The following is a 24,382-nucleotide window of genomic DNA, read 5'->3' as shown; positions in this document are numbered from 1 at the left end:
AAATCTCGCCCACCACAACGATATTGACGGACGCCTCGCGATACCCGTGCTAGCCGGCGCCCGCGTCGTCTCGCGGAGAGACGATGGGCAGCCGCTGCGATTCAGCCGCCTCGATCAGCCACGGATCGTATGCGCAGAAGGCAGCGCGAAGACCCCTGAGACATGACTTGCGCGTTGTCGTCATGATGACCTCGAGGCCAAATGCAAGACATCGTCGATTTCGTAACCAACGAACTGGGCTGCCCGCCCAGCCGCGTGGTCAAAATCGACGCCTTCCCGGGCAACGCAGTGTACGAAGTCGAAGAGGCCCTCATTGTGAAGACGTCGACAAACCACGCGGCGCTGCGCGCAGAGGCGTGGGCGTGCGCGCGGGCCGCGACGGCGGGCTGCGCCGCGCCGGCGATCATCGGGTTTGGCCGACTCGACACCGGAATGAGCGCGGTGATCATGAGTCGCGTCCCAGGCCGGCCCATCACCGGCGAACATCCCGCGTTCGACGAGGTCGCCGCCGACCTGCGCCGCTTGCACAGCGTGACCATGCCCGGGTTCGGCTGGCTGGCAGAAGGATCGAAGCACCCGTCATGGCTCGGCTTCCTAAGCGCCATCTGCGACGACACAAGGAAACTGGCCCCCGACGTGGCCGACGCCGCCGAAACCGCGATCGACGAGCACACCGACACGCTCGGAGCCATCGAGAACGGCGTGCTGTGTCACGGCGACCTGAAAGCCGCGCACATCTTGGTCGACGACGGGCGGCTCGCCGGCGTGATCGATTGGGGCGACGCACTGGTCGCCGACCGATGGTTCGACATCGCCCGGTTCGCGCACCGCTCCCCCGAGCGGTCGCTCGACCTCCTGCTCGAAAGCTACGGCGCCACCGCCGAAGAATGGCGACTTCCGCTGTACCAGGCGCTCTGGATGCTCGTCGACGCCTGCGTCGCGCACCGCCACGGGCATCGCGTCGACGCCACCCTGCGAGGCGCCATGAACTATCTCAGCGCGACGAACTAGCCAGCCACAGCGGATTCGTCAGCGCGACCATCGCCCCGAGCGGGCGCCGCTGCGCCTCCCGGACCTCCAGCCGCGCGAACCGCGCCGACGCGGCATCGAGTTCCCAACGCAGCATCGTCCGCGCCGGCCCGGGCACCGCGGCCCTGCCGACGCAACCCTCCGCGGTGATCAGCGAAGCGGTCGTCCCGGCGGCCCCGGTGATCATGGCGGTGACGGTGACCGGCGCCCCAGGCGGCACCGGCAGCGTCTCGCCAAGACCGGCGCCCCGGCTCGAGCACGACGCCGTGAGTTCCACTGTGACAGCGCGTGATCGGGCGATATACGACCGTCCGCGGCGCAACCCATCCAAAAGCGCCGGCGTCGACAGCTCCCGCGCGTGCACGACGGTCTGCGGCGAACCCACCGGTTGCTGATGGGCGTGGGAGTCGCTGCCGCCGACCGCCACGACGCGCCGGCCCTCGCACAGCAGCCGCTGCCAAATGCGAAGCGACACTTCGTCGTCCAGGTTCCACCGGCCGTTCCACACCTCGAGTCCGTCGACGTGGTCAAAGCCGAACTCCCAAAGCGACCCCGGCACCGGCGCGGCGGGATGGGCCGCGATCACGAGCCCGTCGGTCGAGCGGACTTCGGAAGCGAAGCGCGGGAATACCCCGTCGCGCGGCGCGTATCGCCAGTCGACCCAGCCACTCGGCGGCAGGCCGACGGCGAGCCAGTGCCCGTGCCTCGTGGTGACCTCCTCGCCCGGAATCACCAACAACCCGCTCGTCCGGCATGCCGGCCACACCCGGTTGGCCGAGTTCGTGTTGTGATCGGTGGACACGATGAAGTCCAGCCCGCTTTCGTGCGCGGCCGCCACCAGCTCCCCCGGATTGCGCTCGCCGTCGGAATGGACGGTGTGCAGATGCAGGTCCCCGCGGAACCAGCCCGCCCGGCCGACGGCCGGCGCCGGATACGCGATCAACGGGCCGCTTTCCGGGCCGGACTGCCCGCGTTCCAGCGTGACGCGCGCCTCCCAGGCCATTCCCCACGGGCTCAGGACCACCGGACCGAGGGCGACCGCCCACAGGCCCGGCTCGATGCGGCCCGCCAGGTAGCCCGGCGTCGCATGGCTGGCGGAGATCACGAAGCCGTCGCGGGCCCCTCCAGACCATCCCCGGAATCCGGCCGCATTGCCCAGCTCGTGGCCAGCCGGCCCAAACATGCCCAGATCCAACACGTTTCGGATCGGACCGCCCACCGCGAAACGGTCGTGCGACGTGCTGACCCGAATCCGCTGGACCCCCAACGGCACCTCGAACGGCAAGTAGGCCCACTGGTCGATCCCAAACCCGAAGCGACCCGAAAAAGATAGATGGATCGCCTGGCCCTCGCGCTGCCCGGTCGCGATGCTCACGGCCGTCCTCCCCTTTTCGGTACACGGCCAGCATCCCGCACGAAGGAGTAACCACCCGTTACTTCGACGCGAACGCCCGCCGTCGATTACTTGACCAGTGGTCGAGTTGGGTTCATGGTCGGGGTATGAGCATCGATGACGAACCCGTCAGGACGCTGGACGACCTCAAAAGCGATTTAGCGGGCCGGCACAAGTGGACAGCGAGCGGCGGCGCGTCCGTCGACCCCGCGATCGTCGACGCCGACATGGCCGCCCTCGACCGCGACGGCTACGTCATCTGGGAGAACCTGCTCGGCGCCGACGAGTTGCAGCAGATCCGCGACACCGTCACGCCCTGGCTCGGCCACACCGGGCGCAACTCCTTCGAAGGACGGCGCACCCAGCGCATCTACAGCGTGCTGAGCAGGACCCGTGTCTGCGACCGGCTCGTCGACCATCCGCGCGTGCTGGCGGTCCTCGATCGGCTGCTGATGCCCAACTACCTGCTTTCGGCGTTGCAGGCCATCAACATTCAGCCGGGTGAGTCGCCCCAGCTGCCTCATCACGACGACGGGTTCTACCCGATCCCTCGTCCGCGGGATCCCTTGGCCGCCGCGACGATCTGGGCGATCGACGACTTCACCACCGACAACGGCGCCACGGTGCTGCTGCCCGGCAGCCATCGCTGGGGCAGGCGCCCGCCCGGGCCGGACGATCCCGCGGTACCCGTCGTCATGCCCGCCGGCTCCTGCGTCTTTTTCGTGGGAACCCTGTGGCACGGCGGTGGCGCCAACACGACCGACCACGCGCGGCTCGCCGTCACCGCCCAATACTGCCAACCGTGGCTGCGACCGATGGAGGCCTTCACGCTGTCGATCCCGCGCGACATGGCGCGAACGCTCTCGCCAGACCTGCAACGCATGATCGGCTACAGCATCCACCCGCCGTTCGTCGGCGCGGTCGACGGCCTACACCCCATCCGGTTGCTAGACCAGACGTGAGGCGTCAGTACGCCAGTGTCGGAGTGCGGCGGATCCACTCCGGTGTCTCCAATTGGTCGAGCACGAAAGCGGCGAGGTCGGCGCGGGACAGCGTCCAGCCTCCCCGCGGATTGCGTCCGTCTTCGACGCGGTAATCCCCGCGCGCAGGGCCGTCGGTCAAGCGGGCCGCGCGGACCAGGGTCCAATGCAGGTCGCTCTCTCGCACGATGGCCTCCATGGCTTGCATGTCGGCGTACACCTCGCGCAGGAACATCGGACGAATCACTGCCCGGTAGATGACAGGCAGCGCTGGGTCGTGAAAATTGACGCCGCGCGAGGAGACGCAGATGAATCGGCTAATCTGCTGCCGCCCCAGGGAATTGACGATGTTGCGCGTGCCGGCCGAAAACAACTGATTGGCATGGCGCCCTGCGCTGGCGATGGCCGAGATGACGGCCTCTGACTCGTGGACGGCGGCGTCCACCGCGGCCGGGTCGCGCACGTCAGCGATGGCGGTGCCGAATCGCCCCGTAGCCGACCACTTCGCCGCGATGGCGCCGAGCGCCTCTGCATTCCGAGCGACGGCGATGATGTGGTGTCCACGCGTCAGTGCTTGATCGACGATGCGCGCCCCGGTTCGACCGGTGGCGCCGAATACGGCCACGGTGCTCACCGTCGCACCCTGATTCGCTCGAGGGTTCGATCGACCTGATACACAGCGAGATCCGACGTCGAATAGTGATTGGCCACATCAATGTGCTCGCGGAACCGGTCGTCGTCGAACGCCGCGGTGAAGTGATCGATCGATGCCCACTGCACCAATTCGGCGAGGAGCTGACTGTGTTCGGCGAGCAGGAAGGTAGCCGAGACGAAGCCGGGTAGGTGCTGGATGTGATCTCGCGTTTCGCTCTGGTTGTATTCGTTGATCCAGTCCTGCTTGCCCGGTTCGGGTTCGATGGTGATGATGCCGGTGACCATCTGTGTGTCCGGTCGCGGCGTCTCGATGACCGCGCGGCCTAGGCCGTCGCCGCTCACCACGGCACCGACTCGGTACAGCTCGCTGCTGACGAGGGCGAGTTCCGCACATTGCCCGGCAACCGGCTCGGCGAGCAGGCCCCCGGCGTCGACTCCGTTGTCCCATTGCAGGTATTGCACGAGACGCTCGGTGCCGGGTGTGGCCGACGACCCCGGCGCGGCCACCCTGGTCAACCAGGCCCCACCGGCGAAATCGGCTCTGCCCGCGGCAAATTCCTCCACAGCAGCACACAACGACGCCAACACCGAAGCGTGCGCCTTGGGCGCCACGTCGAACGTTGTCAGCACGCCCTGGGCCATCGGCGTGGCGGCCTCGATGATCATCGGAGTTCGCCGTGGGCCGCGTCGACGAAGACCCGCGACTGCTCCGGAGGTCCAGGGCTCATCCGCACGAGACTCCTTCCAGATGTCAGGTTCCTTACATACACGACGATAGCACACATGTAAGGTTCCTAACATGACGGAAGCAGAGCAGGGTCCGGGATACCTGATCAAACGAGTACAACAGTCCCTGCGGCGCCATTGCGATTCGGCGCTGAAGCCGACGGGACTGTCGATGGCTCAGTACTCGGTACTGCGCGCACTCGCCGCCCATCCCGAGGCGTCGGCAGCGGAACTGGCGCGTCTCTGCTTCGTCACGCGGCAGTCCCTACAGGACGTGCTGAACACACTGCGGGCCGACGGACACGTCGAGCCATCCAACGCACCGGTGCGCGGTCGGGCACGCTCACTTCATCTGACCGCACGGGGCGCACGACTCCTCGCAGGCGGGGACTCGGCGGTAAGCCAGGTCGAGTCGGTGATGGTGCAGGGAATGTCGGTCGCGACCCGCAACCGACTCGCCGAACTCTTGATGCGGTGCGCCGAGAACCTTGAAACCGCAGATGCCGACGCCGTCGAATAACGCGCCCTAGCGACCTCGCCCCTCAGGCACTACTTCTGACCGAGCACGACAAGGGTGGGCAACGCCGACGTACCGTTGCGCGCCCGCCACGCCGGCGTTATGGTCGTAGTTACTCAATCACCCTTGATCAATCTATGCTGATTGTTGAAGATGAAAGAGGCAACTTTCATGACACATCCCATCGCTGGCCTGCAGGGCAAAAGTGCACTAATTACCGGGTCAACCCGCGGCATCGGGGAGACGATCGCGCAGCGCTTCGCCGATGCCGGCGCGCAAGTGGTGATCACAGGTCGCACCGAATCGGCAGGCGTGGCAACCCAAGAACGGATCCGCGCGTCCGGCGGTGACGCGACCTTTGTCGCTATGGATGTCGGGATCGAAGAGGACGTTGCCCGCGCGGTCGAGGGCGCGGTCAGCACCTACGGACGACTTGACATTTTGGTCAACAACGCCGCCCCGACCGATGTGGTCGTCGGCGGTGACAGTGACGTCGCAACGTTGAGCACCGACAAGCTGAGCGCGATCATCACCCCGGGACTTTTCGGGCAATTCTGGGCCTGCAAGTACGCTCTGCCACATCTGACCAAGACGGGCGCGGGCGCGATCGTCAACGTCTCCGCGTCGAGTTCCCTGATCGGCGTGCCCAAATCAGCCGGATATTCCGCCATAAAGGGAGCAATGAACGCCCTGAGCCGTCAGATGGCGGTCGATTTCGCCTCGGCGGGGGTGCGGTCCAACACCATCATCACCGGGCCGATTCTCACCGACAACGCAAAGGCCCTGCTGGATGCAAACCCCGAAGCCGCAGCGGCTTTCGCATCGATGCTGCTGACGCGGCCCGGACGGCCCGTTGACATCGCCGAGGCGGCTTTGTTTTTGGCCTCCGACGCCGCTGGTTTCATCACAGGCATCGAGTTGCCGGTCAACGGAGGACTGCTGGCGACCCGCAACATCCCCGCGGTCAGTCAGTTGCAGCGGTCATCGCAGGCCTAAAAGTCGCAAAGGTGTTGGCAGGCATGCAATTCGCGTTCAAGACTCCCCCGCAGAACACGACGTGGCCCGACCTGCTCCGGTTGTGGCGGGCCGCGGACGAAATGGAGATTTTCGAGTCGGGTTGGGTTTTCGACCATTTCTACCCACTGTTCCCCGACCCCAACGGACCGTGCCTCGAAGGGTGGACCACTCTGACGGCGTTGGCACAGGCGACCACGCGACTGCGGTTGGGGGCGCTCGTCACCGGCATCCACTACCGCCACCCGGCGGTCCTTGCCAATATGGCCGCCGCACTGGACATCATCTCCGGCGGCCGACTAGAACTGGGCATCGGCGCCGGCTGGAATCAGCAGGAATCCGACGCCTACGGCATCGAACTGGGGTCGGTCACCGAACGACTGGATCGATTTGAGGAAGCATGTCAGGTGCTCATCGCCTTACTGACCCAAGAGACCACCGACTTCAACGGCAGCTTCTATCGACTCAAAGCGGCCCGCAACGAGCCCAAGGGTCCCCAGCGTCCGCACCCGCCGATCTGCATCGGCGGCGGCGGCGAAAAGCGCACGCTGCGGATCACCGCCAAGTATGCGCAGCATTGGAACTTTTCAAACGGCACACCGGATGTCTTCGCCCACAAACGCGATGTGCTGTTCTCCCATTGCGCCGACATCGGCCGTGACCCCCGGGAAATCAGGATCTCAGCACAACTCGCACTGAACGCAGAAACCGATGTCGCGCAGGTGATCGACGAATGCGCAGCCCTAGGCGAGCGCGGCCTGGACTTGGCGATCATCTATCTGCCGACCCCGTATGAACCGGCCGAACTCGAGGCGCTGGCCCATGCGATCCGGGACTCGGGGCTACTGACTACCCGGTAGCAGCGAGGGAACTAGCTCAAGCGGTTTTGATCAAGACAGCTTGGGAAACGCGTCAGCCGCGGATATCCTGCGACATGTGACTGCGGACGATACCCACCGATCAGCCGCGCGCGCCGCGCACGATTTGCGCGTGGTGTTCAGCAGGCTGCGCCGCCAACTCTTGGCGAGCGCAGACAATTCGGGACTGACTCCCCCACAGCTGGCCATACTCAGCCGGCTCGGCAAAGAGGGGCCAATGTCGGCCGCCGACCTGGCGCACGCCGAAAAGGTACGACCGCAAGCCATCACACCCACCCTGGGTGCGCTTTCCGCCAAGCGACTCATCAAACGACGGCCGGACCCGACCGACCGCAGGAGAATAGTGGTGTCGCTCAGCGCCGCCGGAGAGAACGTGGTCTCCGGGCGAAACCGGATCGCGGATGAATGGTTGACCAACGCGCTTTCTCGCCACTGCACCCAACGCGAGCGACAAACCATCATCGACGCGATGGCCGTATTGGATCGGGTGACCACCGCCGCCGCGACCGATCCGCAGAACTAAGCCGCGATTCAAACCCGTTCTACTACGGTCTAGCGCGACTCATGCGCGATATTGACAGATCAGATTGATCAAACTAGCTTGATTATACGGCAGTTTAGCCGTTCGGTGACCCTCCGCGATCATCACACAGAGGGAGATGACGAAGACATGGATCTCGGAATACATTTCATCGATTTTCTGCCGGGCGCTCCGCAGCAATTGGCACCAACCCTGGTGGCTTCGGCCCAGCGCGCCGAACAGGCGGGGGCAACCATGTTCACACTGGCCGACCACCTGTTCCAGATGGAAGGGATCGGCCAGGCGACTGATCCCTTCCTTGAGGGCTATACGTCGCTGGGATTCGTTGCCGCACGGACAGAAAAGATCTCCCTGGGCATGTTGGTGACCGGGGTGACGTATCGCTATCCCGGTGTCCTTGCCAAAACGTTCACCACATTGGACGTTCTGTCGCAGGGCCGTGCCGTGCTCGGCATCGGCGCGGCATGGTATGAGCGCGAGCACGTGGCGCTCGGTATTCCCTATCCCCCGTTGGCGCGACGGTTCGAGATGGTCGAGGAGTCAATCCAGATCTGCCGACAGATGTGGAGCGACAACGACGGGCCCTACCACGGTCGGCACTATCAGCTCGCCGAAACGATTTGCCAACCGCCGCCCATCAGGCGTCCTCCGATCCTCATTGGCGGCTCCGGGGAAAAGAAGACGCTACGGCTGGTTGCCCAATACGCCGACATATGGAACAGCAGTGTCCCGACTGCAGAGGACTTTAGGCGCAAAGTCGATGTCTTGCGGCAGCACTGCGACGTGGTCGGGCGGGACCCCGCCGAGATTCGCAAGACCCTGATGATGGGACCTCGCCTCGACCCGTTCAATGATCCGACAGCCTTCTGGCGCGCAGTGGAAGGATTCGCTCGGGCCGGCGTCGAGCTGATCAACATTGGCCCTCTGCCCGGCAATCCGGATCCGGTCGGCTATGTTGCCCGCCTGGGCGACCAGGTCGTCCCCCGACTGGCCGAGTTCGGGTGATGACTGCTCGCGTCGTCGTTGTCGGGATCGCCGGCAACGGACGTTCGGCAATCCTGACCGACAAAAGGCTGCAACCTGAGGCGATATCCTTCACCGATGCGGCGACCCGAGCCGCGCTCGAGTGGAAATCAGCCGAGCAACCCCCGCGCGAGGCCGCCGTGCTCTTCTGGCAACTGTGGCCGCTCAGCGAGGCCGCTGCGCCCGAAGATTCACCCCCGGCCACTGGCGATGGCGAAATCAGCTGGAGCATCACCTCGATCGGGCCCCACAGCTACATTCCCATGCACGCGACTTGCAGCGTGGACCACTGCCTGGTACTCAGCGGCACCGTCGCGCTCGAATCCGAGACCGGTGAGGCGTGGCTTCGAACCGGCCACGCCGTGACCATCGTGGCTGCCTCCCACGCGTGGCGCGCGGGGCAGAACGGCTGCACGATCGCCACCCTGAGCCGGCACGTCGAACAGCGCTAGGCACGGCGGTCACATGAGCGTGGGTGGCGACAACTGCCCCGGCTGAGGCCAATTGCTGAACGCCTCGGCGTAGCTGTGGCTCATCACCTCGAGCACGGTGCCCCACGGATCGGTGGTGTACGCCAGCATCCAGGGCCGTCCGGGCACAAAATGGTACGGCGCCGCCAGCAACGTGCCGCCCTGATCGACGATGCGGTCGACCAGGCCGGCGACGTCCGGGTGGGTGATGCATAAGTGCCACAGGCCGCGATCGAGCCAGGGCATCGACTCCTCCGGCGACCGCGGTCCGCGCGTGGGCGGGTCGACGAACTGGAAGAGCTCGATACCAACCGAATTCGCGCTCAGCAGATGCGCCTGCCAGGCTCGGCGGAACCGACTGCCGAAGACGCCGGCGGCCTCTGGGTGTCCGTCGGAATGAAGCTCCCGCGGGCCCATGATGCAGCGGAAGCCGAAGACCGCCCCATACCAGTCAATCGCCGCGTTGATATCGGGGACGGTCACCCCCACGTGATTGATGGCAAGGCCGGCCGTTGGTTCGAGCGACATCAGTGATTCCTTTCGCGTCAGTAGTCACCAGGGCACGTCGCCGGCGTCCCAGCGTTTTTGAACGTCGGGGTACAGCGAAGCGAGGTCGTGGGTCAGCGACGCCTTGACATGGCGGGTCCTGTCGTCGGTCAGCACCTCCTCGTCACCGTGCTGAATCGCAGCCAGCGTCTGGGCAGCGACGTCGCCGGGCGAAATCTTCGCGTCTGCCACGGTGTCCGCCATGTCGGTGTCGATCCACCCCGCGTGTACGCCGACGACGAGGGTTCCCTGCGCGCGCAGCTCGACGCGAATCGCGTTGGTCAGGGCCCACTCGGCAGATTTCGACGCCCCATAAGAACCGTTGAACGGATTGGCGAGCCAACTGGCGATCGACAGCACGTTGACCAGCGCGCCGCCGCCCTGACGGGCAAGCACGGGTGCGAATGCGCGGCACATCGCCAGTGTGCCAAAGTAATTGGTCTCCATCTCGCTGCGCGCCGCGCTCAGGTCCGGCGAGGCTAGCAGGGGACTTCGCAGCATCGCCCCGGCGTTGTTGATCAGCACTGTGACGTCTCCACACCCCGATGCCGCGCGTCGGATGTCATCCGAGTTAGTGATGTCCAGGCTGATCGGGACGACCCGGGCATCGTCGAAGTCGACCGCGCCCGGATTTCGTGCCGCCGCGTAAACGCGGGCCGCGCCCCGGTCGAGCAGCTCTCGCACGAACGCCTTGCCGAGACCCCGGTTAGCCCCGGTCACCAATGCGCGCGCCCCCGCAATGGCAACGCCACCAGGCGAATTGACTGTTTCCTCGGTCATGATTAGTTCTCCCTTCGGGTTACGAGCCGGTGGCAAGCCCGGCGCCGTGGGCCGCCATCGCGTACAGCGCGACATAGTCAGACTCGCCGTATCCGTGGCCGATGGCGGTCTGGAGCAGTTGGTGGGTGCTCGCGGCAATCGGCATCGGAACCTCCAGCGCCCGTGCCGCTGCCAGCCCAAGATCGAAGTCTTTGCGCATGCCCGCGGTGGTGAAGGTGGGTTCGTAGTCGCGGGCGCGAATCGCTTTGCCCTTGGCCGCAACCAACTTCGAGCCCAGCACCGAGCCGTCGATGAAATCGAGAAACACCGAGGGTGCCACGCCCCCCTTCTCCGTCAGAGTCGTCGCCTCGGCCAACGCTTGGGCGGTAATGCCCACCAACAAGTTATGGGCCAGCTTGACCAGTAGCGCCTCCTCGCCCGCACCGGCGTAGGTCACCCCGGATGCGATCGCCTCCAGATAGGGCCGCGCGGCATCGAAGACCTCCGCTGGGCCCGAAGCGACAATGGACCCGGATCCACTGGCAATCGCGTCCGGGTTACCGCTGACGGGTGCAGACAGAAACCCGACGTTGTGGCGTGCGGCCTCGGTTCTGACCTCGGCGGCGGCCTCGGCGGAGACTGTCGAACAATTCACGATGATGCGCGGCGCGGGCTGGCTGCTCAACAACCCGTCGGGGCCGAGTGTGACGGCCAGAAGATCTGGTGAAGACATCACGGTGACGAACACCAGGTCGCAGCGGCCCAACGCGCCCAGCGTGTCCGCGCGGGAGGCCCCCAATTTCACCAGCGGCGCGGTTTTCGATGCCGTCCGATTCCAGACGGTCACCGCGACGCCACTCGAGATCATGCGAGCCGCCAGAGCACTCCCCAGTCGGCCGGTGCCCAGCCAACCTATCCGGATGTCAGGATCCATGCTTGCCTCAACTCCTCGTCAGTTGCGATCGCGCTTGTCTGCTTTACAGTACGCTTGTGTGCAGCATAATGCACACCGGGGTCGTTGGGTGGCGCTGTACCAAACGCGACTTTCTGGTGCGTGACGGCACATTTCGTGCGGATTATGGCCGCTGTTGTGTACCCTGACCCAAAGACAGCTGTACAATATAGCGGACAATCGGAGTAATGGTGAAAGCAGACGGATCAACGCCTCACGTGGCCGAGGGCGCGACAGGCCTCGGCCCGCGGCTTCGACAGCTCCGCAATGCGCGGGGTATCTCAGTGCGGGAACTGGCGCGCCGGGCCGGCTGCTCAGCGAGCCTGATCTCGCAGGTGGAACGCGGTGTCACGACACCGTCCGCCAGCGTCGTCTACGCACTGGCCAATGAGCTTGGCATCTCGCTGGACTTCCTGTTCGGCGCCGGCGACCCACTGAATTCCCCGCACGCATCGTCAGCGCCAGGCGATGCACTCTCGGCGCCACCCTCCGCGTTCCACCAATGGGGTCGCGCCAGCGGCGCCAACGGAGCGGGGATCGTGCAACGAGCCGGCGATCGCAGCGTCATCGAACTCTCGACGGGGGTGTGCTGGGAGCGACTCACACCGACGCATGACGACCGGGTCGACTTTCTCGAGGTGATTTACACCCCCGGTGGCCAATCGAGCGACGGTGGTCAGGCCGTACGTCACGACGGCCGGGAATACCTTTACGTGCTGCAAGGAGAGCTGGAGGCCGTCATCGGCTTCGACACCCTGCGACTGCATGAGGGCGACTCGCTGGCCTTCGACCCCGCGACGCCACACCAATACCGCAATCGCACAACCGAAATCGCGCGCGTTTTGTCCGTCGTCGTGCACACTCCTACGAGGTGAGGCGTCTGCGTCTGCGCGGGTACTACCCGCCGCGCGCCTGTTGTTCGAAGGCGATCTGATCCCTAATCGTGCGTTCCGGATTCGTCGAGAAGCGTTTGCAAGGCTGTAATGAGGCTCGCTGCCTGACCGGGCGCGAGCCGGTCCATTCGTTGTTGGAGGCGCGGGCGAATCCGTGAGGCAATCTGATCAACTACGCGTTGGCCATGTTCGGTGAGAGTCACAACATTGCGTCGCGAATCGCTCAGATCGGGTCGTCGGTCGATGTAGCCCTCTCGCGCTAGTTGGGTGAGTGCGCGACTGGTAGCCGCGGGATGACTGCTCAGTGCGCGAGAAATATCTCCTGCGGTGGCTGTGCCGGAGGTGATCTCCCACAGCATGAAGAACTCGCTGATCCCCAAATCGGCGGCACCCTTTACATGTTCGCGGATGTCGTCGGCCAAAGATCGGCTGAGCCGATGCAGCAGATTCACCACATCGAGCGCTTGCGCGTACTCGTCCATTGCCATATGTTAACAATCGTTGATAGTTAACATACGTTAAAGGAGTTGAGGTGCAGCGGTTCGACGTTCACGCCCACTTCACATTGGACTCCGGCCCCGGCGCCGATCCCGAGCTCATGGCCTCGCTGATGCGCCAGGAGAGCTTTGTGGGCGGTGGGCCGCCTGCTGCGTGGAGCCCCGAGTCCGCCATCGAATTCATGGATGCCCGCGACATCACGATGCAGCTGTTGTCGCTGCCGGTACCGCTGCCCGCAGAGGCTCTGAGGCTGTCAAACCAGCAAGTGGCACACATCGTCGCCGAACATCCACGACGGTTCGGCGCCCTTGCTTCCCTGCCCATGGCCGAACCCGAACGAGCCGTCGACGAGATACGCCATGCGGTCGCTGAACTCGGCGTCGACGGATTCATTCTCCTGAGCAACTACGACGGCAACTACCTCGGCAATGAGCTCTTTGAACCGGTCTTCGCTGAACTAGACCGTCTGCATGCCAGCGTTTTCGTACACCCAACCAGTCCGGCCCCATTTTCCGAACTGGGCCTGGGACGACCCGGACCTCTTATCGAATATCCAATGGACACCGCCAGGACAATCGTTGACGCCGTTTTCGCCGGACTGTTGCTGCGGCACCCCAACATTAAATTCGTACTTGCCCACGCAGGCGGCGTATTACCTGCCCTGTTCTCGCGCATCCTCCACCTAGGCAGTCAAGACTGGGTCGACAACCCCCACCGCCTTGACCGAGACGACCTAGAACAACAACTCGCCTCGCTCTACCTCGACACCGCAATTGCCGGCACGCCCGCGGGCATTGAGCCAGCGCTATACATGTGCGGTGCCGAGCACCTCGTCTTCGGCACCGATTACACCCCGGCGGGACTAGACGTAATCGACCAAACAATCAGCGACCTGCAAAACACGCTCGACGCCCAACAGCAGCGGCAACTCGAAACAACCTTCAAAAAACTTTTCCCCGCAGCCGCAGCCCGGGCCGACACACCAACCAACTCACCCTCACGAGTGTGATGTTGTGCACAGCGACACCGGAAACGCCCAGCTGCGACCGCACAGGCGACGCGGACGCGTGTGATCTAGCCCGCGTTCAAGTTTCCGGACCCGTCGCGCCCGGTTAGTCTCTGCGAAACCTCTCGGCCGTGATCGGCCAGTGCACCGGCGCCAGCGCCGGAATCATAATTCCAATTTGTGGGAGACCCATGTCCGAAAAACGAGGCGATTTCGCGTACCGATATGACCTGACGCTCGACGAAGCGCGTCGGCGCGCGGCGGTTCTCGAGGCGATCGATGGCGACTGGGATCCCGTTGAGGTGCTCGCGGAGGAAGAGCGCGCCTGGGACCTGCTGTACAGCGGGCTGGACGACGACCAGCAGCGGATCTACGACGAGCTGGTCGACGCGGGAGTTCTCCCGGATCGGGCGGCGAACCGTGTTACCGATTGATCCCCACGCCGACCGCGGCCGACGCGCCTGGCTGCCCTGCCCGCAGTGCGATCACGCCAGGCACTGCGACGACTGCCGCGGCCCCCGCAACTGCACAAACCACTGGCAGTATCTGCTGAGCAACCGCGCCTGGGTGGTCCATCTGCAGTGCCCGACCTGCGGTCACCTCTGGTCCGCCGATACCCGGTAACCGCCCACTAGAGTGAATCGCTGTCCGGCACCTTGGAAGGTGAGGCCAGCGATGAGCGATATGACAGCGCGGTTCGCCGAAATCGTCGGCGAGCACAACCTGCTGACGGGCGACGCGATCCCCGAGGACTATTGGCACGACGAGGTGTTGACCTCGGCGCCGCAGCAGCCGGCATATGTCGCCAAACCGGCCACCGCCGAAGAGGTTTCGCGGCTACTCAAGGCCGCCAGCGAGAACAAGATCCCGGTGACTGCCCGCGGATCCGGCAGCGGGCTTTCCGGCGCGGCGATCCCGCGCGCAGACGGGCTGCTGATCTCCTTCGAGCGGATGAACGCGATCCTGGAGGTCGACACCACCAACCAGGTCGCCGTCGTCCAGCCCGGCGTCACGCTGACCGAGCTGGACACCGCGACCGTCAACTCCGGGCTGAACTACATGGTGCAGCCGGGCGAGCTGTCCTCCAGCGTCGGCGGCAACGTCGGCACCAACGCCGGCGGGATGCGCGCGGTCAAGTACGGCATCGCCCGCCACAACGTGCTCGGGCTGCAGGCGGTGCTGCCCACCGGCGAGATCATCCGCACCGGCGGCAAGATCGCCAAGGTCTCCACCGGCTACGACCTGACCCAGCTCATCGTCGGCTCCGAGGGCACTCTGGCCCTGGCCACCGAGGTGATCGTCAAGCTGCACCCGCGCCTTGACCACGCCGCCACCGTGCTCGCCCCGTTCGCCGACTTCGACCAGGTCATGGAGGCGGTGCCGCAGGTCCTCGCCAGCGGCCTGGCGCCCTACATCCTCGAATACATCGACAATATGACGATGGCCGCGCTGGTCCACACACAGAAGCTGGAGCTCGGCGTTCCCGACCAGGTGCGCGACAGCTGTCAGGCGTATCTCGTTGTGGCACTTGAGAACCGCACCGCGGAACGGCTGGATGAGGACGTCGAGCGGGCCGGCGAGCTGGTGGTCGAGCTGGGCGCCGTCGACGCCTATGTGCTGGAAGGGATTTCGGCGCGCAAGCTGATCGAGGCGCGCGAGAAGGCGTTCTGGACGGCCAAGGCGATCGGCGCCGACGACATCATCGACACCGTCGTGCCGCGCTCGGCGATGCCGAAGTTCCTCGCCGCCGCACGCGAGCTGGCGGCGACGGCCGGCGGTGCGGCGGCCGGCTGCGGGCACGCCGGTGACGGCAACGTGCACCTGGCCATCATCTGCAAGGACCCGGGGAAAAAGAAGCAGCTGATGACCGACATCCTGGCGCTGGCAATGGAATTGGGTGGGGCGATCTCCGGCGAACACGGTCTCGGCCGCGCCAAGACCCCGTACTTCCTGCAGCTCGAGGACCCGGTCAAGGTCGACCTCATGCGCCGCATCAAGCAGAGCTTCGACCCGGCGGGCATCCTCAACCCCGACGTGCTGTTCGGCGAAGCCTAAGTGGCCCTTGCGTATTGCAGCACCGGCTCCGACGAGTCGACGTGACCGTTGCTGATGATCCGAAGCCGCTCCGGGCGCACCTCATAGCGAACCCCGTTGGCCGGATTGGTGACGTCGAATCCGCCCGCGGACGGCACCGCGTCGGTCAGCTCGATGTTGGCGCCATCGCTTATGCGCTCGCCCCGGTAGTAATAACTGCCGGGCGCAGTTTGGCACACCACCGCGAGTGACTGCGCGGTTCGCACCACCGCGGCGGGAGGGTTGCCCGGCTCGCACCGCGCGGTATGGCCGACGAAGCCCAGGCCGTCGGCGCCCTGGACGGGTTGTGACAGCGACGGCGTCGTCGTCGATGGGGCCGGGGGCGCCGCCGACGCAGTTTCGGCCGACGAACCATGGCGCTCACCGCCGAAGAGCACCAGCGTCACCGCGATGACCGCCGCGACAACCAGCAGGACCGCCGCCGCCCCGCCGATCAGGACGGGAGCCCGCCCGAGAAGCGGATTGGCCGGCCGCTGGGGCACCGGCGCAGGCGGCGGATATGGGCTGTAACCGGTGTCGTCCGGGTTGGGGTAGACCGTCGAGAACGCGCGGGTGCGCTGCGGCGGGCTGGGCGGCGCCGGAGGCGGTGGCGGCAGCGGCTTCGACGGCGCCAGGCCGAATGCCGCAGTCGCCAGTTCCCCCGCGGAGGAGAACCGCGCGGCCGGGTCCTTGGCCATCCCGTGGGCGATGACGTCGTCGAGCGCCTTGTCGATGCCCCGGCGCATGATGCTCGGCCGGGGCGGCGGCATCTGCAGGTGCGCGGTGATCAGCGCCGGGATCTCCGCGCCCTCAAACGGCGCTTGGCCGGTGAGGCACTCATAAAGCACACACGCCAGCGAGTAGACGTCGGTCTGCGGTCCCACCGGGCCGCCGTCGAATCGTTCGGGCGCCATGTAGGCGCACGACCCGATCAAGGGGCCGCCCGCCGTCAGGCTGGGGTCGCCGTGCGCCTGCGCAAGGCCGAAGTCGACCAGGTACGCGAAGTTGTCGTGGGTGAGCAGCACGTTCTCCGGCTTCACGTCGCGATGGACTAGGCCCTCGGCATGGGCCGCGTCCAGCGCCGACGCCACCTGTGCCGTGATCGCAGCCGCCTGCCCGGGGTCGAGCGGGCCCCGCTCGCGAAGCAGATCTTTCAGGCTGCCGCCGTCGACCAGGCGCATGTCGATGAAAAGCACCCCGTCGATTTCGCCGAAGTCGTGCACCGGGATGACATGCGGTTCCTGCAAGCGCGCCGCCAGCTGGGACTCTCGCCGAAAGCGCCGCTGGAAACCCGGGTCAGCCGCCAGCTCGGGGCGCAACAGCTTGAGCGCGACCATCCGGCCCTTGCGCGTGTCGTAGGCCCGGTACACCTCGCCCATTCCGCCCGCGCCGATCAGCGATCGCAGCTCGTAGGGCCCGAACCGGGTGCCGACGCGCGAGCGACGATACGGGGTAAACAATCGACATCCTTTCGCTCGGCCTGCACGAGGATTCCCACATCGAGCGTGCAGATAACGGCGCCCGGCTCGAGTCACAAGAAGTCAGGGATATGCCAACGTGCCCGCCTCTTAGCGACAACCGACGGCGCCCTCGGAATTTGTCGCTCTGAGGCGGGCACAAAGGGTGCCGACTTTTCCAGGGACGCCTGTGGCCAATGTGACTCACATGCCAAAGTGCGTGCTACGCACCGCCGCAACGGCTTCCGAAGGCCCACCCACCTCGACCTGCGCTGCCGCCTGGCGCCCAAACAAGTACAGCAGCAATTCACCGGGCTCACCGCTGAGCCGCGCCAGCGGCGCGCCGGGTCGAACCGTCACCCGCTCGCCGTCGCCCGCCCACTCGACCTCCAGCCCGCACCCACGGAGCCGACGGCTCAAAAACCGCCCCCCGCGGCGCACGTTTCGCCACAGCCCAGCGTCCATCGAAGGTCCAAGGCTGCGAACCCCCAGCCCGTTGGCCCGCCGCACGTCCTCGTGGTGAACGAAGAATTCGTTGAGGTTCGCCAACGAGCGCACCCACCCGATCCGGAAGAATCCGACGGGCGGGCCGGAACGGATGCGCGCGACCAGCTCGGCAAACTCCGAGCGCCCGGCCAACGCGGCGCGACGCCGCTCGGCGAACGCGGCGAACGGACCGGGCAGGACCATGCAGGGTCCGGCGACAACATCGTGTTCGCGCAACACCAGGTGCGCGGCCAGATCGTGCGAGGTCCACCCGTCGAGCAGGGTGGGAGCCGACGGGCCAAGCTCGTCGAAAAGGTCACACAGCGAACGGCGCTCGGCAGCATCCAGCACCACAACGCCGGAGTCTACGGTCACCTCTTTACAGTGGGGCAATGCAGAAGGCTCGAGTCATGCACAACCTCCGGCAAGCAGCGTCTCTTGTGGTCACGGCGGTAACGGCCACCTCCACCCTCAACGCCTACCGCCCGCTGGCCCGCAAGGGGTACCTCTCGCTGTTCTCGTGGTTTTTCGGCCTCGTTGTCACCGAGTTGCCGCTGCAGGCGATGGCCAGCCAGCTCGGCGGGCTGGCGTTGACGGCGCGCCGGCTTAACCGGCCCGTGCGGATCCTCGCCTGGCTGACGGCGGCGGTCTCGACCGCGGGCCTGCTGAACTTCAGTCGCGCCGGCCACCAGGCCAATGTGCCGCTCTCCAAGGCACTCGACGACGGTCTGGGCCCCGAACGGCGCACCGACTCGGCCGACCTGTGGCGCCGCCCCAAAGGCCCCGGAATCGCCAAGGCGCCCGGGCTGCTGCGGATGATGCGGATCTACCGCGACTACGCCCACGACTCCAACATCAGCTACGGCGAATTCGGCAGCGCTAACCACCTGGACATCTGGCGCCGCCCCGACCTCGACCCGAATGGCAAGGCACCGGTGCTCTTCCAGATCCCCGGCGGCGCCTGGACGACGGGAAACAAACGCGGACAAGCGCATCCGCTGATGAGCCACCTCGCCGAGCTCGGCTGGATCTGCGTCGCGATCAACTATCGGCACAGCCCGCGCAACACTTGGCCCGCCCACATCGTCGACGTCAAACGCGCCCTCGCCTGGGTCAAACAACACATCGCCGAGTACGGCGGTGACCCCGAATTCATCGCCATCACCGGCGGTTCGGCCGGCGGCCACCTGTCGTCGCTGGCGGCGCTGACGCCCAATTACCCGCAGTTCCAACCGGGATTCGAGGACGCCGACACCCGGGTGCAGGCCGCCGTGCCCTTCTATGGGATCTACGACTTCACCCGCCTCGACGACTCGATGCACGCGATGATGCCGGGGCTGCTCATCAAATCGATCATCAAGCAACGGCCTTCGACGCACCTCGAGACCTTCAAGGCCGCGTCGCCGATCCATCACGTAAACGCCGACGCTCCCCCGTTTTTCGTGCTGCACGGCAAGAATGACTCGCTGGCCTTCGTCGAGCAGGCCCGCGCGTTCACCACCAGGCTGCGCGAGGTCAGCAACCAGCCCGTCGTGTACGCCGAATTGCCTTACACCCAGCACGCTTTCGACATCTTCGGCTCGGCCCGCGCGGTGCACGCCGCCGTCGCCGTCGAGCAGTTCCTGGCCGAGGTCTACGCAAGCACCCGGGCCACCACGTTCGCGACCATGGCCTCCGGCTCGGACTGAACCCCCACCGCGTTCAGCTCGCCGCCGATGGCGAGCGACGCGACGCCGTGCACCAGCGCCCACAGCGGCGCGGCCACCGAACGCGGGTCCTGATCGTCGACCACCCCCGTGAGCGCGTCGACTAATTCACCGAACGCCTGCTCCCCGGCGACCGCCAAACCCGGGTGTTCCGCGTTGCCGATGTCCGCGCCGAACATCACCCGGTAGTGGTCCGGATGGGCGACGGCCCAGCGCACGTAGGCGCGACCGAGCTCGACCACCCGGGCCTTCGGCTCACCCGAAGGGACCGCGAGCAGCGCGGCGTGCAGCTCCCGGAAGCCCTGCTCGGCGACCGTGGCCAACAGCGCGGCCTTGTCCGCGAAGTGCCGATACGGCGCCGCGGCGCTGACGCCCGCGCGTCGCGCCGCCTCGGTCAGCGTGAAGCCCTTCGGCCCCTTCTCGGCCACCAGCGACAGCGCTGCGCTGGTCAGCGCCCTTTTCAGGTCGCCGTGGTGGTAGCTATCGCGCCGTGCCGGCGCAACCGAACGTGCCATGTTGACGACATTAACATTCAGGGGTATGTTAATGCCATTCACATCCCACCGAAGGGACTCGGACCATGACAACCACAACCATCGCCCGCGCCGGCGACCGCGACCGGCAAAAGACCGCCACCCGACTGGGCCAGGCGCTCGCCCAGGGCTACCTGCAGCTCGACGAGTACGACCGGCGCCTCCAGGCCGCCTTCCAAACCCAGACCGCCGCGGAGCTCAAGCACCTCGTCGCCGACCTGCCGCTGGATCGCATCCGGCGCGCCGACCCGCGCCGCCGCGCCGCAGCCGCGCGAAAGGCCCGCGCAAGCGTGCGCATCCACCTCGCCGCGTTCCTTGCGATGACTACGGTCGTTCTCACCGTCTGGGCGGCGACAGCCGTGACATACTTCTGGCCGATCTGGCCCATCCTCGGCGCGGGCATCGGCCTCGTCAGCCACGCCCTGGCCGTCCGGCCGATCGCCAAAACAGTTGAATATCAAGGGGTTTAGCAATGTCGACCGCAGTGATCACCGGCGCCAGCTCCGGACTGGGCGCAATCTTCGCCGAGCAGCTCGCGCAACGCGGCCACGGCCTCGTGCTCGCCGGCCGCGACGAAACCCGCCTCAAGGCGGTGGCGCAGCGAATCAACCAGGAAGCCGAACTCGTCGTCGGCGACCTGGGCACCGACGAAGGCACCAACGACCTCATCGCCCACCTCGCCGGGAAAGACGTCGACGTCCTGGTCAACAACGCCGGGTTCGGCACCTACGGCCCGTTCGCCGAGGTCGACGCGCAGCGCGAGCACGAGCTGGTCGCCGTCAACGTCGACGTGCTGGTGCGGCTGACCCACGCCGTGCTTCCGGGCATGCTGGCCCGCGGGCGCGGCGGGATCCTGAATGTCGCGTCCACCATCGCTTTTCAGCCCGGCCCGTATCAGGCCACCTACGGCGCCTCGAAGGCGTTCGTGCTGTCGCTCAGCCAGGCGCTGTGGGCGGAGACTCGCAAAACCGGAGTCACCGTGACGGCGCTCTGCCCCGGCCCCACTCGCACCGGGTTCGTCGACGCCCTCGGCGGAGACGTCTCGCACACCGCGGTCTATCGGCGCCTCGCGCCGCCAGAACCCGTCGTCGCCGCCGGGCTGAAAGCCTTGGACAAGGGGCGCCCCGTCGTCGTGCCCGGGTTCCGCAACCGGTTCACGTCCACCTTCGCACGCCTCGGGCCCGGGTCGATCTCGGCGCGCGTCGCCGGCCGGATGCTGCAGCCCACCAAGGGCTAGCCGAATATCGGGAAGCGCCGCTTGGCGGCCAGCGCGTCCAGGCCCTTCTGCATCAGACCGCGCACCAGCGCGTCGAGGTGCTCGACGTCGGGCGAATCGCCGAACTCGGTCGCGACGTCGATCGGCTTCAACACCTCGGTGACAATCTTGGTGGGCAGCGGCACGTTGACCGGTGCCAGGACACTCAGCCCGAACGGCCACCCGAAAGTTATTGGCAGGATGTCGGTTCGGAAGTACTTGCGCTCGAAGTTGGTGAGCCGCAGCAGGCGCGACAACCAGGTGCCGCGGCTCAAGTACAGCTGGCCCTCCTGCCCGCCGATGGATACCGCCGGCACGATCGGCACCCCCGCCTCCAGGGCCGTGGTGACATAGCCGGTGCGGCCGCCGAAGTTGATGACGTTCTCGCGCATGCTAGGCCGGTAGACGTCGAAATCCCCGCCCGGAAAGACCAATACGACGGCGCCGCAAGCCAATGCCTCGGCGGCGTTTTCGCGCGTCGCGCGAATCACCCCGGTGCGGTTGAGGAATTCGCCCGCCACTCCGCCGAATAGCGTGTCAAACCCGAGCGCGTAGAGCGGGCGCTCGTAGCCGTATTTGTCGTAATAGTCGACGGCAAATACTGACAGGTCGAACGACGTCAGGCCACCGGAATGGTTCGACACCACCAGCGACGCGCCGGGCGGGATATTGTCCAGGCCGCGCACTTCCGAACGGAAATAGTGCTTGACGATCGGCCGGGTCAGCGCGACGACGTGCTCGGTCAGGCCGCGATCCCATTTGTCGACATCGGTCGAATCGGCATGGCTGACGCTCATACCCCGATCTTCAGCCGACCGCACGGCAGCGAATAGGGCATTTGGTCAACTACGGCTTGGGCCGCACCCCGGCGGCGCGATACACGAATACCGGGTCGACCCGAAAACGCAGCGACGTGGTGGGCAGCTTTTCTAGCACGTCGGCGGGGATCGTTTTCCGATAGTTCAGCTTCATCGAGCCGGAAAAGGCGGGATCGACTCCGTGCAAGTCGATTTCGATCCGCAGCCCTTTCTCGGTAATGGTCACCCGCGCCGGTCCCTTGTCGCTGTCCCAGGAGCAATCGACGGCCCGCAGGTTGGGGTCCGCGCGAACCGGGAAAAGCGCGACGATCCGCGCAACGCTGAAGCCGAACCCGCCCGCATAGCGGGCGACGCCGCTGGCCGAATAGACGCCCGGCACGTGGCCGCTGAAGTGCCGGCTCACCCCGACCCTGCCGGCGGTGAAGATGACACCCTCGGCGTCGAGTTCTTCGCGCAGCTCCGCGGGCAACTTGCCGATCTCGGCCCAATTACGAAGAAAGCCAAACACAGTCAAGACCGTAGCCCGGCGCGCACTCGTTTGCCACAGACGTTTACTGCACCGTGACGTTGGCCGTGTAGGTGCACGCCGTCTTCGAGTCCTTGCCGACGATGCTCGAGTACGCGGTGCTGATCGTCGTCTTCCCCGGCTTCAACGCCTCGAACGTCCAGACCTCCGTGCCCGGCGCCCCCAGCGCGTCGGAGGTCGGTTGCACGAACTCGTGGCTGGTTTGCTTGACGACGGTCGGATCGCCGATCTTCGTGTTGATCGTCCACCGGTACGGGGTGGTGTAGTTCGAGCCCAACCTCAGGGTCAGGGTGTTGCCGACCCCCAGCGTGACGTCCTGCGTGATGGCGTTCTGCTTCAGTACGTCGCCCATCGCGACCCCGAGGGTCTGGTTTGTCGGCGGGTTCCGGGACGCAAAATGGCAGCCCACGGCCGTCGAGCCCGCGAGCAGGGCGACTGCGAGGAGCAGTCTGGTCTTCACGAAATTCCCCCTTCGATTTCGCCTCAGCACCCTAATATCCCAGGCCCGGGTGAGCGCGAGGTGTCGCCGCAGGTGGAACCCGTCGCACGGCGTTTTGCGGCGCGCGTTTGCTGAAGCTCGGGTAGCTTCTGTGCATGTTTGGCATCATCCGGCCCTGCCGTCATCGGCTCGGCGGCGAGCTCGCGGACGCCTGGCGAGCCCAATTATGTGGATTGTGTCTGGCTCTGCGCGACGACTACGGCCAGGTCGCGCGGATCGCCACCAACTACGACGGGTTGGTGGTCTCCTTGCTGGTCGAGGCGCAGTCGGCCGCGCAGCCGACGCGCCGCAAGGCCGGCCCTTGCGCGCTGCGCGGGATGCGGCGCGCCGACGTGGCCACCGGCGACTGCGTGCGCCTGGCCGCGGTGGTCTCGCTGGCGCTGGCCGCCGCGCGGGTGCGCGACCACGTCGACGACCGCGACGGCCTGGTCGGCGTGGCCGGAGTTCGCCCGGCGGCCCGGCGCATCGCCGAGCGCTGGGTCCGCCAGGGCACCGACGCCGGCCACACCCTGGGCTTCGACACCGGCGTGCTCGTCGCCGCGATCGACCGGCAGGCCGCCCTCGAAGCCTCCGCCGGCCCGGGCAGCCCGCTGTTGACGGTGACCGAACCCACCGAGACCGCGGTCGCCGAAGCCTTCGCGCATACCGCCGTCCTGGCCGGGCGCCCCGGCAACGCCGCGCCACTGCGCGAGATCGGGCAGCTGTTCGGCCGCGTGGCCCACCTGCTCGACGCGGTCGAGGACTACCGCGACGACGTGGCGCGCGGCAAGTGGAATCCGTTGGCCGCCACCGCAACTCCCGTCGAAGACGCCCGCGCGCTGTGCGACGACGCGGCCCTGGGCATCGAGCTGGCCCTGGCCGACGTCGAGTTCACCGACGGGCGCCTGGCCCAGCGACTGCTGACCGGCGAGGTGCGCCGCGCGATCAAACGCACCTTCAGCCACGCCGGTTACACCGCGCAAAGCGGGACGCCGCGCGGCCAGCAGGAACCGATCAACTTCGGCAACCAGCCCGGCGGCCCCGGCGAGCCGACCGACGAGGGCGAAACCCCCAACCCCGGGAAACGCAAGAAGGGCGGCGACGGCACCTGCTTGTGCTGCTGCGAGGGCTGCGACTGCTGCTGCGACGACTGCTGCTGCGATTGTTAGGT

The 24,382-nt window shown here is 66.3% G+C and carries 29 protein-coding genes; 16 read left to right on the top strand and 13 right to left on the bottom strand.

Going from position 1 to position 24,382, the window contains the following annotated elements:
* The first annotated feature begins 201 nt into the window (after positions 1-201).
* On the top strand, positions 202-1,011 hold the full coding sequence (locus tag AWB92_RS10405) for a phosphotransferase (protein ID WP_085185282.1): 810 nt from the start codon (positions 202-204) through the stop codon (positions 1,009-1,011).
* Here the strand turns inward: AWB92_RS10405 and AWB92_RS10400 are convergent.
* Positions 995-2,404, bottom strand: a complete 1,410-nt coding sequence (locus tag AWB92_RS10400) for a CehA/McbA family metallohydrolase (RefSeq protein WP_085185279.1) — start codon at positions 2,402-2,404, stop codon at positions 995-997. The genes AWB92_RS10405 and AWB92_RS10400 overlap by 17 nt on opposite strands.
* Positions 2,405-2,529: 125 nt before the next feature.
* Here AWB92_RS10400 and AWB92_RS10395 point away from each other — a divergent pair, with 125 nt between their 5' ends.
* Positions 2,530-3,384 (top strand): phytanoyl-CoA dioxygenase family protein, encoded by an 855-nt coding sequence (locus AWB92_RS10395; RefSeq protein ID WP_085185277.1) that lies wholly within the window; start codon positions 2,530-2,532, stop codon positions 3,382-3,384.
* 4 nt (positions 3,385-3,388) lie between these two features.
* On the opposite strand, the gene AWB92_RS10390 is transcribed toward AWB92_RS10395, so the two are convergent.
* On the bottom strand, positions 3,389-4,036 hold the full coding sequence (locus AWB92_RS10390; RefSeq protein WP_085185275.1) for an NAD(P)H-binding protein: 648 nt from the start codon (positions 4,034-4,036) through the stop codon (positions 3,389-3,391).
* Positions 4,033-4,722: an antibiotic biosynthesis monooxygenase gene (locus AWB92_RS10385; RefSeq protein WP_085185273.1), complete on the bottom strand. Its 690-nt coding sequence runs from the start codon at positions 4,720-4,722 to the stop codon at positions 4,033-4,035. The genes AWB92_RS10390 and AWB92_RS10385 overlap by 4 nt, the downstream gene beginning before the upstream one ends.
* A 133-nt stretch (positions 4,723-4,855) precedes the next feature.
* On the opposite strand from AWB92_RS10385, the gene AWB92_RS10380 reads away from it, so the two are divergent.
* The 6 genes from AWB92_RS10380 (at position 4,856) to AWB92_RS10355 (ending at position 9,207) form a co-directional block, all read left to right on the top strand.
* Positions 4,856-5,302, top strand: coding sequence for a MarR family winged helix-turn-helix transcriptional regulator (locus AWB92_RS10380; RefSeq protein WP_085185271.1), 447 nt, complete (start codon positions 4,856-4,858; stop codon positions 5,300-5,302).
* 168 nt (positions 5,303-5,470) lie between these two features.
* Entirely contained in the window at positions 5,471-6,295 is an 825-nt protein-coding gene (locus AWB92_RS10375; protein WP_158090375.1) for an SDR family oxidoreductase, read from the top strand.
* Between the two features lie 23 nt (positions 6,296-6,318).
* On the top strand, positions 6,319-7,173 hold the full coding sequence (locus AWB92_RS10370; protein WP_085185267.1) for an LLM class F420-dependent oxidoreductase: 855 nt from the start codon (positions 6,319-6,321) through the stop codon (positions 7,171-7,173).
* A gap of 76 nt (positions 7,174-7,249) precedes the next feature.
* The gene (locus AWB92_RS10365; protein WP_085185265.1) at positions 7,250-7,714 is read left to right on the top strand and encodes a MarR family transcriptional regulator; all 465 of its coding nucleotides are present in this window, start codon (positions 7,250-7,252) and stop codon (positions 7,712-7,714) included.
* Between the two features lie 147 nt (positions 7,715-7,861).
* Positions 7,862-8,737, top strand: coding sequence for an LLM class F420-dependent oxidoreductase (locus AWB92_RS10360; protein WP_085185263.1), 876 nt, complete (start codon positions 7,862-7,864; stop codon positions 8,735-8,737).
* Positions 8,737-9,207: a hypothetical protein gene (locus AWB92_RS10355; protein ID WP_085185262.1), complete on the top strand. Its 471-nt coding sequence runs from the start codon at positions 8,737-8,739 to the stop codon at positions 9,205-9,207. The genes AWB92_RS10360 and AWB92_RS10355 overlap by 1 nt, the downstream gene beginning before the upstream one ends.
* A gap of 9 nt (positions 9,208-9,216) precedes the next feature.
* On the opposite strand, the gene AWB92_RS10350 is transcribed toward AWB92_RS10355, so the two are convergent.
* From AWB92_RS10350 to AWB92_RS10340, 3 genes are read right to left on the bottom strand one after another with little or no spacing between them, the layout of a single operon-like run.
* A complete protein-coding gene (locus AWB92_RS10350) occupies positions 9,217-9,753 on the bottom strand; it encodes a VOC family protein (RefSeq protein ID WP_085185261.1) in 537 nt (178 codons plus the stop codon).
* A 24-nt stretch (positions 9,754-9,777) separates the two neighbouring features.
* On the bottom strand, positions 9,778-10,551 hold the full coding sequence (locus AWB92_RS10345) for an SDR family oxidoreductase (protein WP_085185260.1): 774 nt from the start codon (positions 10,549-10,551) through the stop codon (positions 9,778-9,780).
* Positions 10,552-10,570: 19 nt separating this feature from the next.
* Positions 10,571-11,464, bottom strand: coding sequence for an NAD(P)-dependent oxidoreductase (locus AWB92_RS10340; RefSeq protein WP_085185259.1), 894 nt, complete (start codon positions 11,462-11,464; stop codon positions 10,571-10,573).
* 206 nt (positions 11,465-11,670) lie between these two features.
* Here AWB92_RS10340 and AWB92_RS10335 point away from each other — a divergent pair, with 206 nt between their 5' ends.
* A complete protein-coding gene (locus AWB92_RS10335; RefSeq protein ID WP_085185258.1) occupies positions 11,671-12,357 on the top strand; it encodes a cupin domain-containing protein in 687 nt (228 codons plus the stop codon).
* A 62-nt stretch (positions 12,358-12,419) separates the two neighbouring features.
* Here AWB92_RS10335 and AWB92_RS10330 read toward each other — a convergent pair whose 3' ends face one another.
* Positions 12,420-12,857, bottom strand: a complete 438-nt coding sequence (locus AWB92_RS10330) for a MarR family transcriptional regulator (RefSeq protein WP_158090373.1) — start codon at positions 12,855-12,857, stop codon at positions 12,420-12,422.
* A 50-nt stretch (positions 12,858-12,907) separates the two neighbouring features.
* Between AWB92_RS10330 and AWB92_RS10325 the strand changes: the two genes are divergently transcribed.
* The 3 genes from AWB92_RS10325 (at position 12,908) to AWB92_RS10310 (ending at position 15,934) form a co-directional block, all read left to right on the top strand.
* The gene (locus AWB92_RS10325) at positions 12,908-13,882 is read left to right on the top strand and encodes an amidohydrolase family protein (protein WP_085185256.1); all 975 of its coding nucleotides are present in this window, start codon (positions 12,908-12,910) and stop codon (positions 13,880-13,882) included.
* A gap of 188 nt (positions 13,883-14,070) precedes the next feature.
* Positions 14,071-14,313, top strand: a complete 243-nt coding sequence (locus AWB92_RS10320) for a DUF6400 family protein (protein WP_085185255.1) — start codon at positions 14,071-14,073, stop codon at positions 14,311-14,313.
* A 241-nt stretch (positions 14,314-14,554) separates the two neighbouring features.
* Positions 14,555-15,934 carry an FAD-binding oxidoreductase gene (locus AWB92_RS10310; RefSeq protein WP_085185254.1) on the top strand — a complete coding sequence of 460 codons (1,380 nt, stop codon included), beginning with the start codon at positions 14,555-14,557 and terminating at the stop codon, positions 15,932-15,934.
* On the opposite strand, the gene AWB92_RS10305 is transcribed toward AWB92_RS10310, so the two are convergent.
* Entirely contained in the window at positions 15,931-17,412 is a 1,482-nt protein-coding gene (locus AWB92_RS10305; protein ID WP_085185253.1) for a serine/threonine-protein kinase, read from the bottom strand. The genes AWB92_RS10310 and AWB92_RS10305 overlap by 4 nt on opposite strands.
* A 201-nt stretch (positions 17,413-17,613) precedes the next feature.
* Positions 17,614-18,270 (bottom strand): TIGR03085 family metal-binding protein, encoded by a 657-nt coding sequence (locus AWB92_RS10300; RefSeq protein WP_241523422.1) that lies wholly within the window; start codon positions 18,268-18,270, stop codon positions 17,614-17,616.
* Positions 18,271-18,287: 17 nt separating this feature from the next.
* Here AWB92_RS10300 and AWB92_RS10295 point away from each other — a divergent pair, with 17 nt between their 5' ends.
* Entirely contained in the window at positions 18,288-19,583 is a 1,296-nt protein-coding gene (locus tag AWB92_RS10295) for an alpha/beta hydrolase (RefSeq protein WP_085185252.1), read from the top strand.
* On the opposite strand, the gene AWB92_RS10290 is transcribed toward AWB92_RS10295, so the two are convergent.
* Positions 19,529-20,116 carry a TetR/AcrR family transcriptional regulator gene (locus AWB92_RS10290; protein WP_085185251.1) on the bottom strand — a complete coding sequence of 196 codons (588 nt, stop codon included), beginning with the start codon at positions 20,114-20,116 and terminating at the stop codon, positions 19,529-19,531. The genes AWB92_RS10295 and AWB92_RS10290 overlap by 55 nt on opposite strands.
* Positions 20,117-20,181: 65 nt before the next feature.
* Here AWB92_RS10290 and AWB92_RS10285 point away from each other — a divergent pair, with 65 nt between their 5' ends.
* Complete coding sequence (locus AWB92_RS10285; RefSeq protein WP_085185250.1) at positions 20,182-20,604, top strand: DUF1707 domain-containing protein; 423 nt, start codon at positions 20,182-20,184, stop codon at positions 20,602-20,604.
* A gap of 2 nt (positions 20,605-20,606) precedes the next feature.
* Positions 20,607-21,371 (top strand): SDR family oxidoreductase, encoded by a 765-nt coding sequence (locus AWB92_RS10280; protein WP_085185249.1) that lies wholly within the window; start codon positions 20,607-20,609, stop codon positions 21,369-21,371.
* On the opposite strand, the gene AWB92_RS10275 is transcribed toward AWB92_RS10280, so the two are convergent.
* Genes AWB92_RS10275 through AWB92_RS10265 form a run of 3 tightly spaced genes read right to left on the bottom strand, consistent with a single transcriptional unit; the run spans position 21,368 to position 23,193 of the window.
* Positions 21,368-22,186, bottom strand: coding sequence for a lysophospholipid acyltransferase family protein (locus AWB92_RS10275; protein WP_085185248.1), 819 nt, complete (start codon positions 22,184-22,186; stop codon positions 21,368-21,370). The genes AWB92_RS10280 and AWB92_RS10275 overlap by 4 nt on opposite strands.
* A gap of 49 nt (positions 22,187-22,235) precedes the next feature.
* On the bottom strand, positions 22,236-22,715 hold the full coding sequence (locus tag AWB92_RS10270) for a hypothetical protein (protein WP_085185247.1): 480 nt from the start codon (positions 22,713-22,715) through the stop codon (positions 22,236-22,238).
* Positions 22,716-22,758: 43 nt separating this feature from the next.
* Positions 22,759-23,193 (bottom strand): protease inhibitor I42 family protein, encoded by a 435-nt coding sequence (locus tag AWB92_RS10265; RefSeq protein WP_068112319.1) that lies wholly within the window; start codon positions 23,191-23,193, stop codon positions 22,759-22,761.
* A gap of 134 nt (positions 23,194-23,327) precedes the next feature.
* Here AWB92_RS10265 and AWB92_RS10260 point away from each other — a divergent pair, with 134 nt between their 5' ends.
* Complete coding sequence (locus tag AWB92_RS10260) at positions 23,328-24,380, top strand: DUF5685 family protein (protein ID WP_085185246.1); 1,053 nt, start codon at positions 23,328-23,330, stop codon at positions 24,378-24,380.
* Positions 24,381-24,382: the final 2 nt, after the last annotated feature.

Origin of the sequence: Mycobacterium sp. IEC1808, assembly GCF_002101935.1 — a bacterium.
Taxonomy (GTDB): Bacteria; Actinomycetota; Actinomycetes; order Mycobacteriales; family Mycobacteriaceae; genus Mycobacterium.
This window is presented reverse-complemented; position numbering and strand designations above follow the sequence as displayed.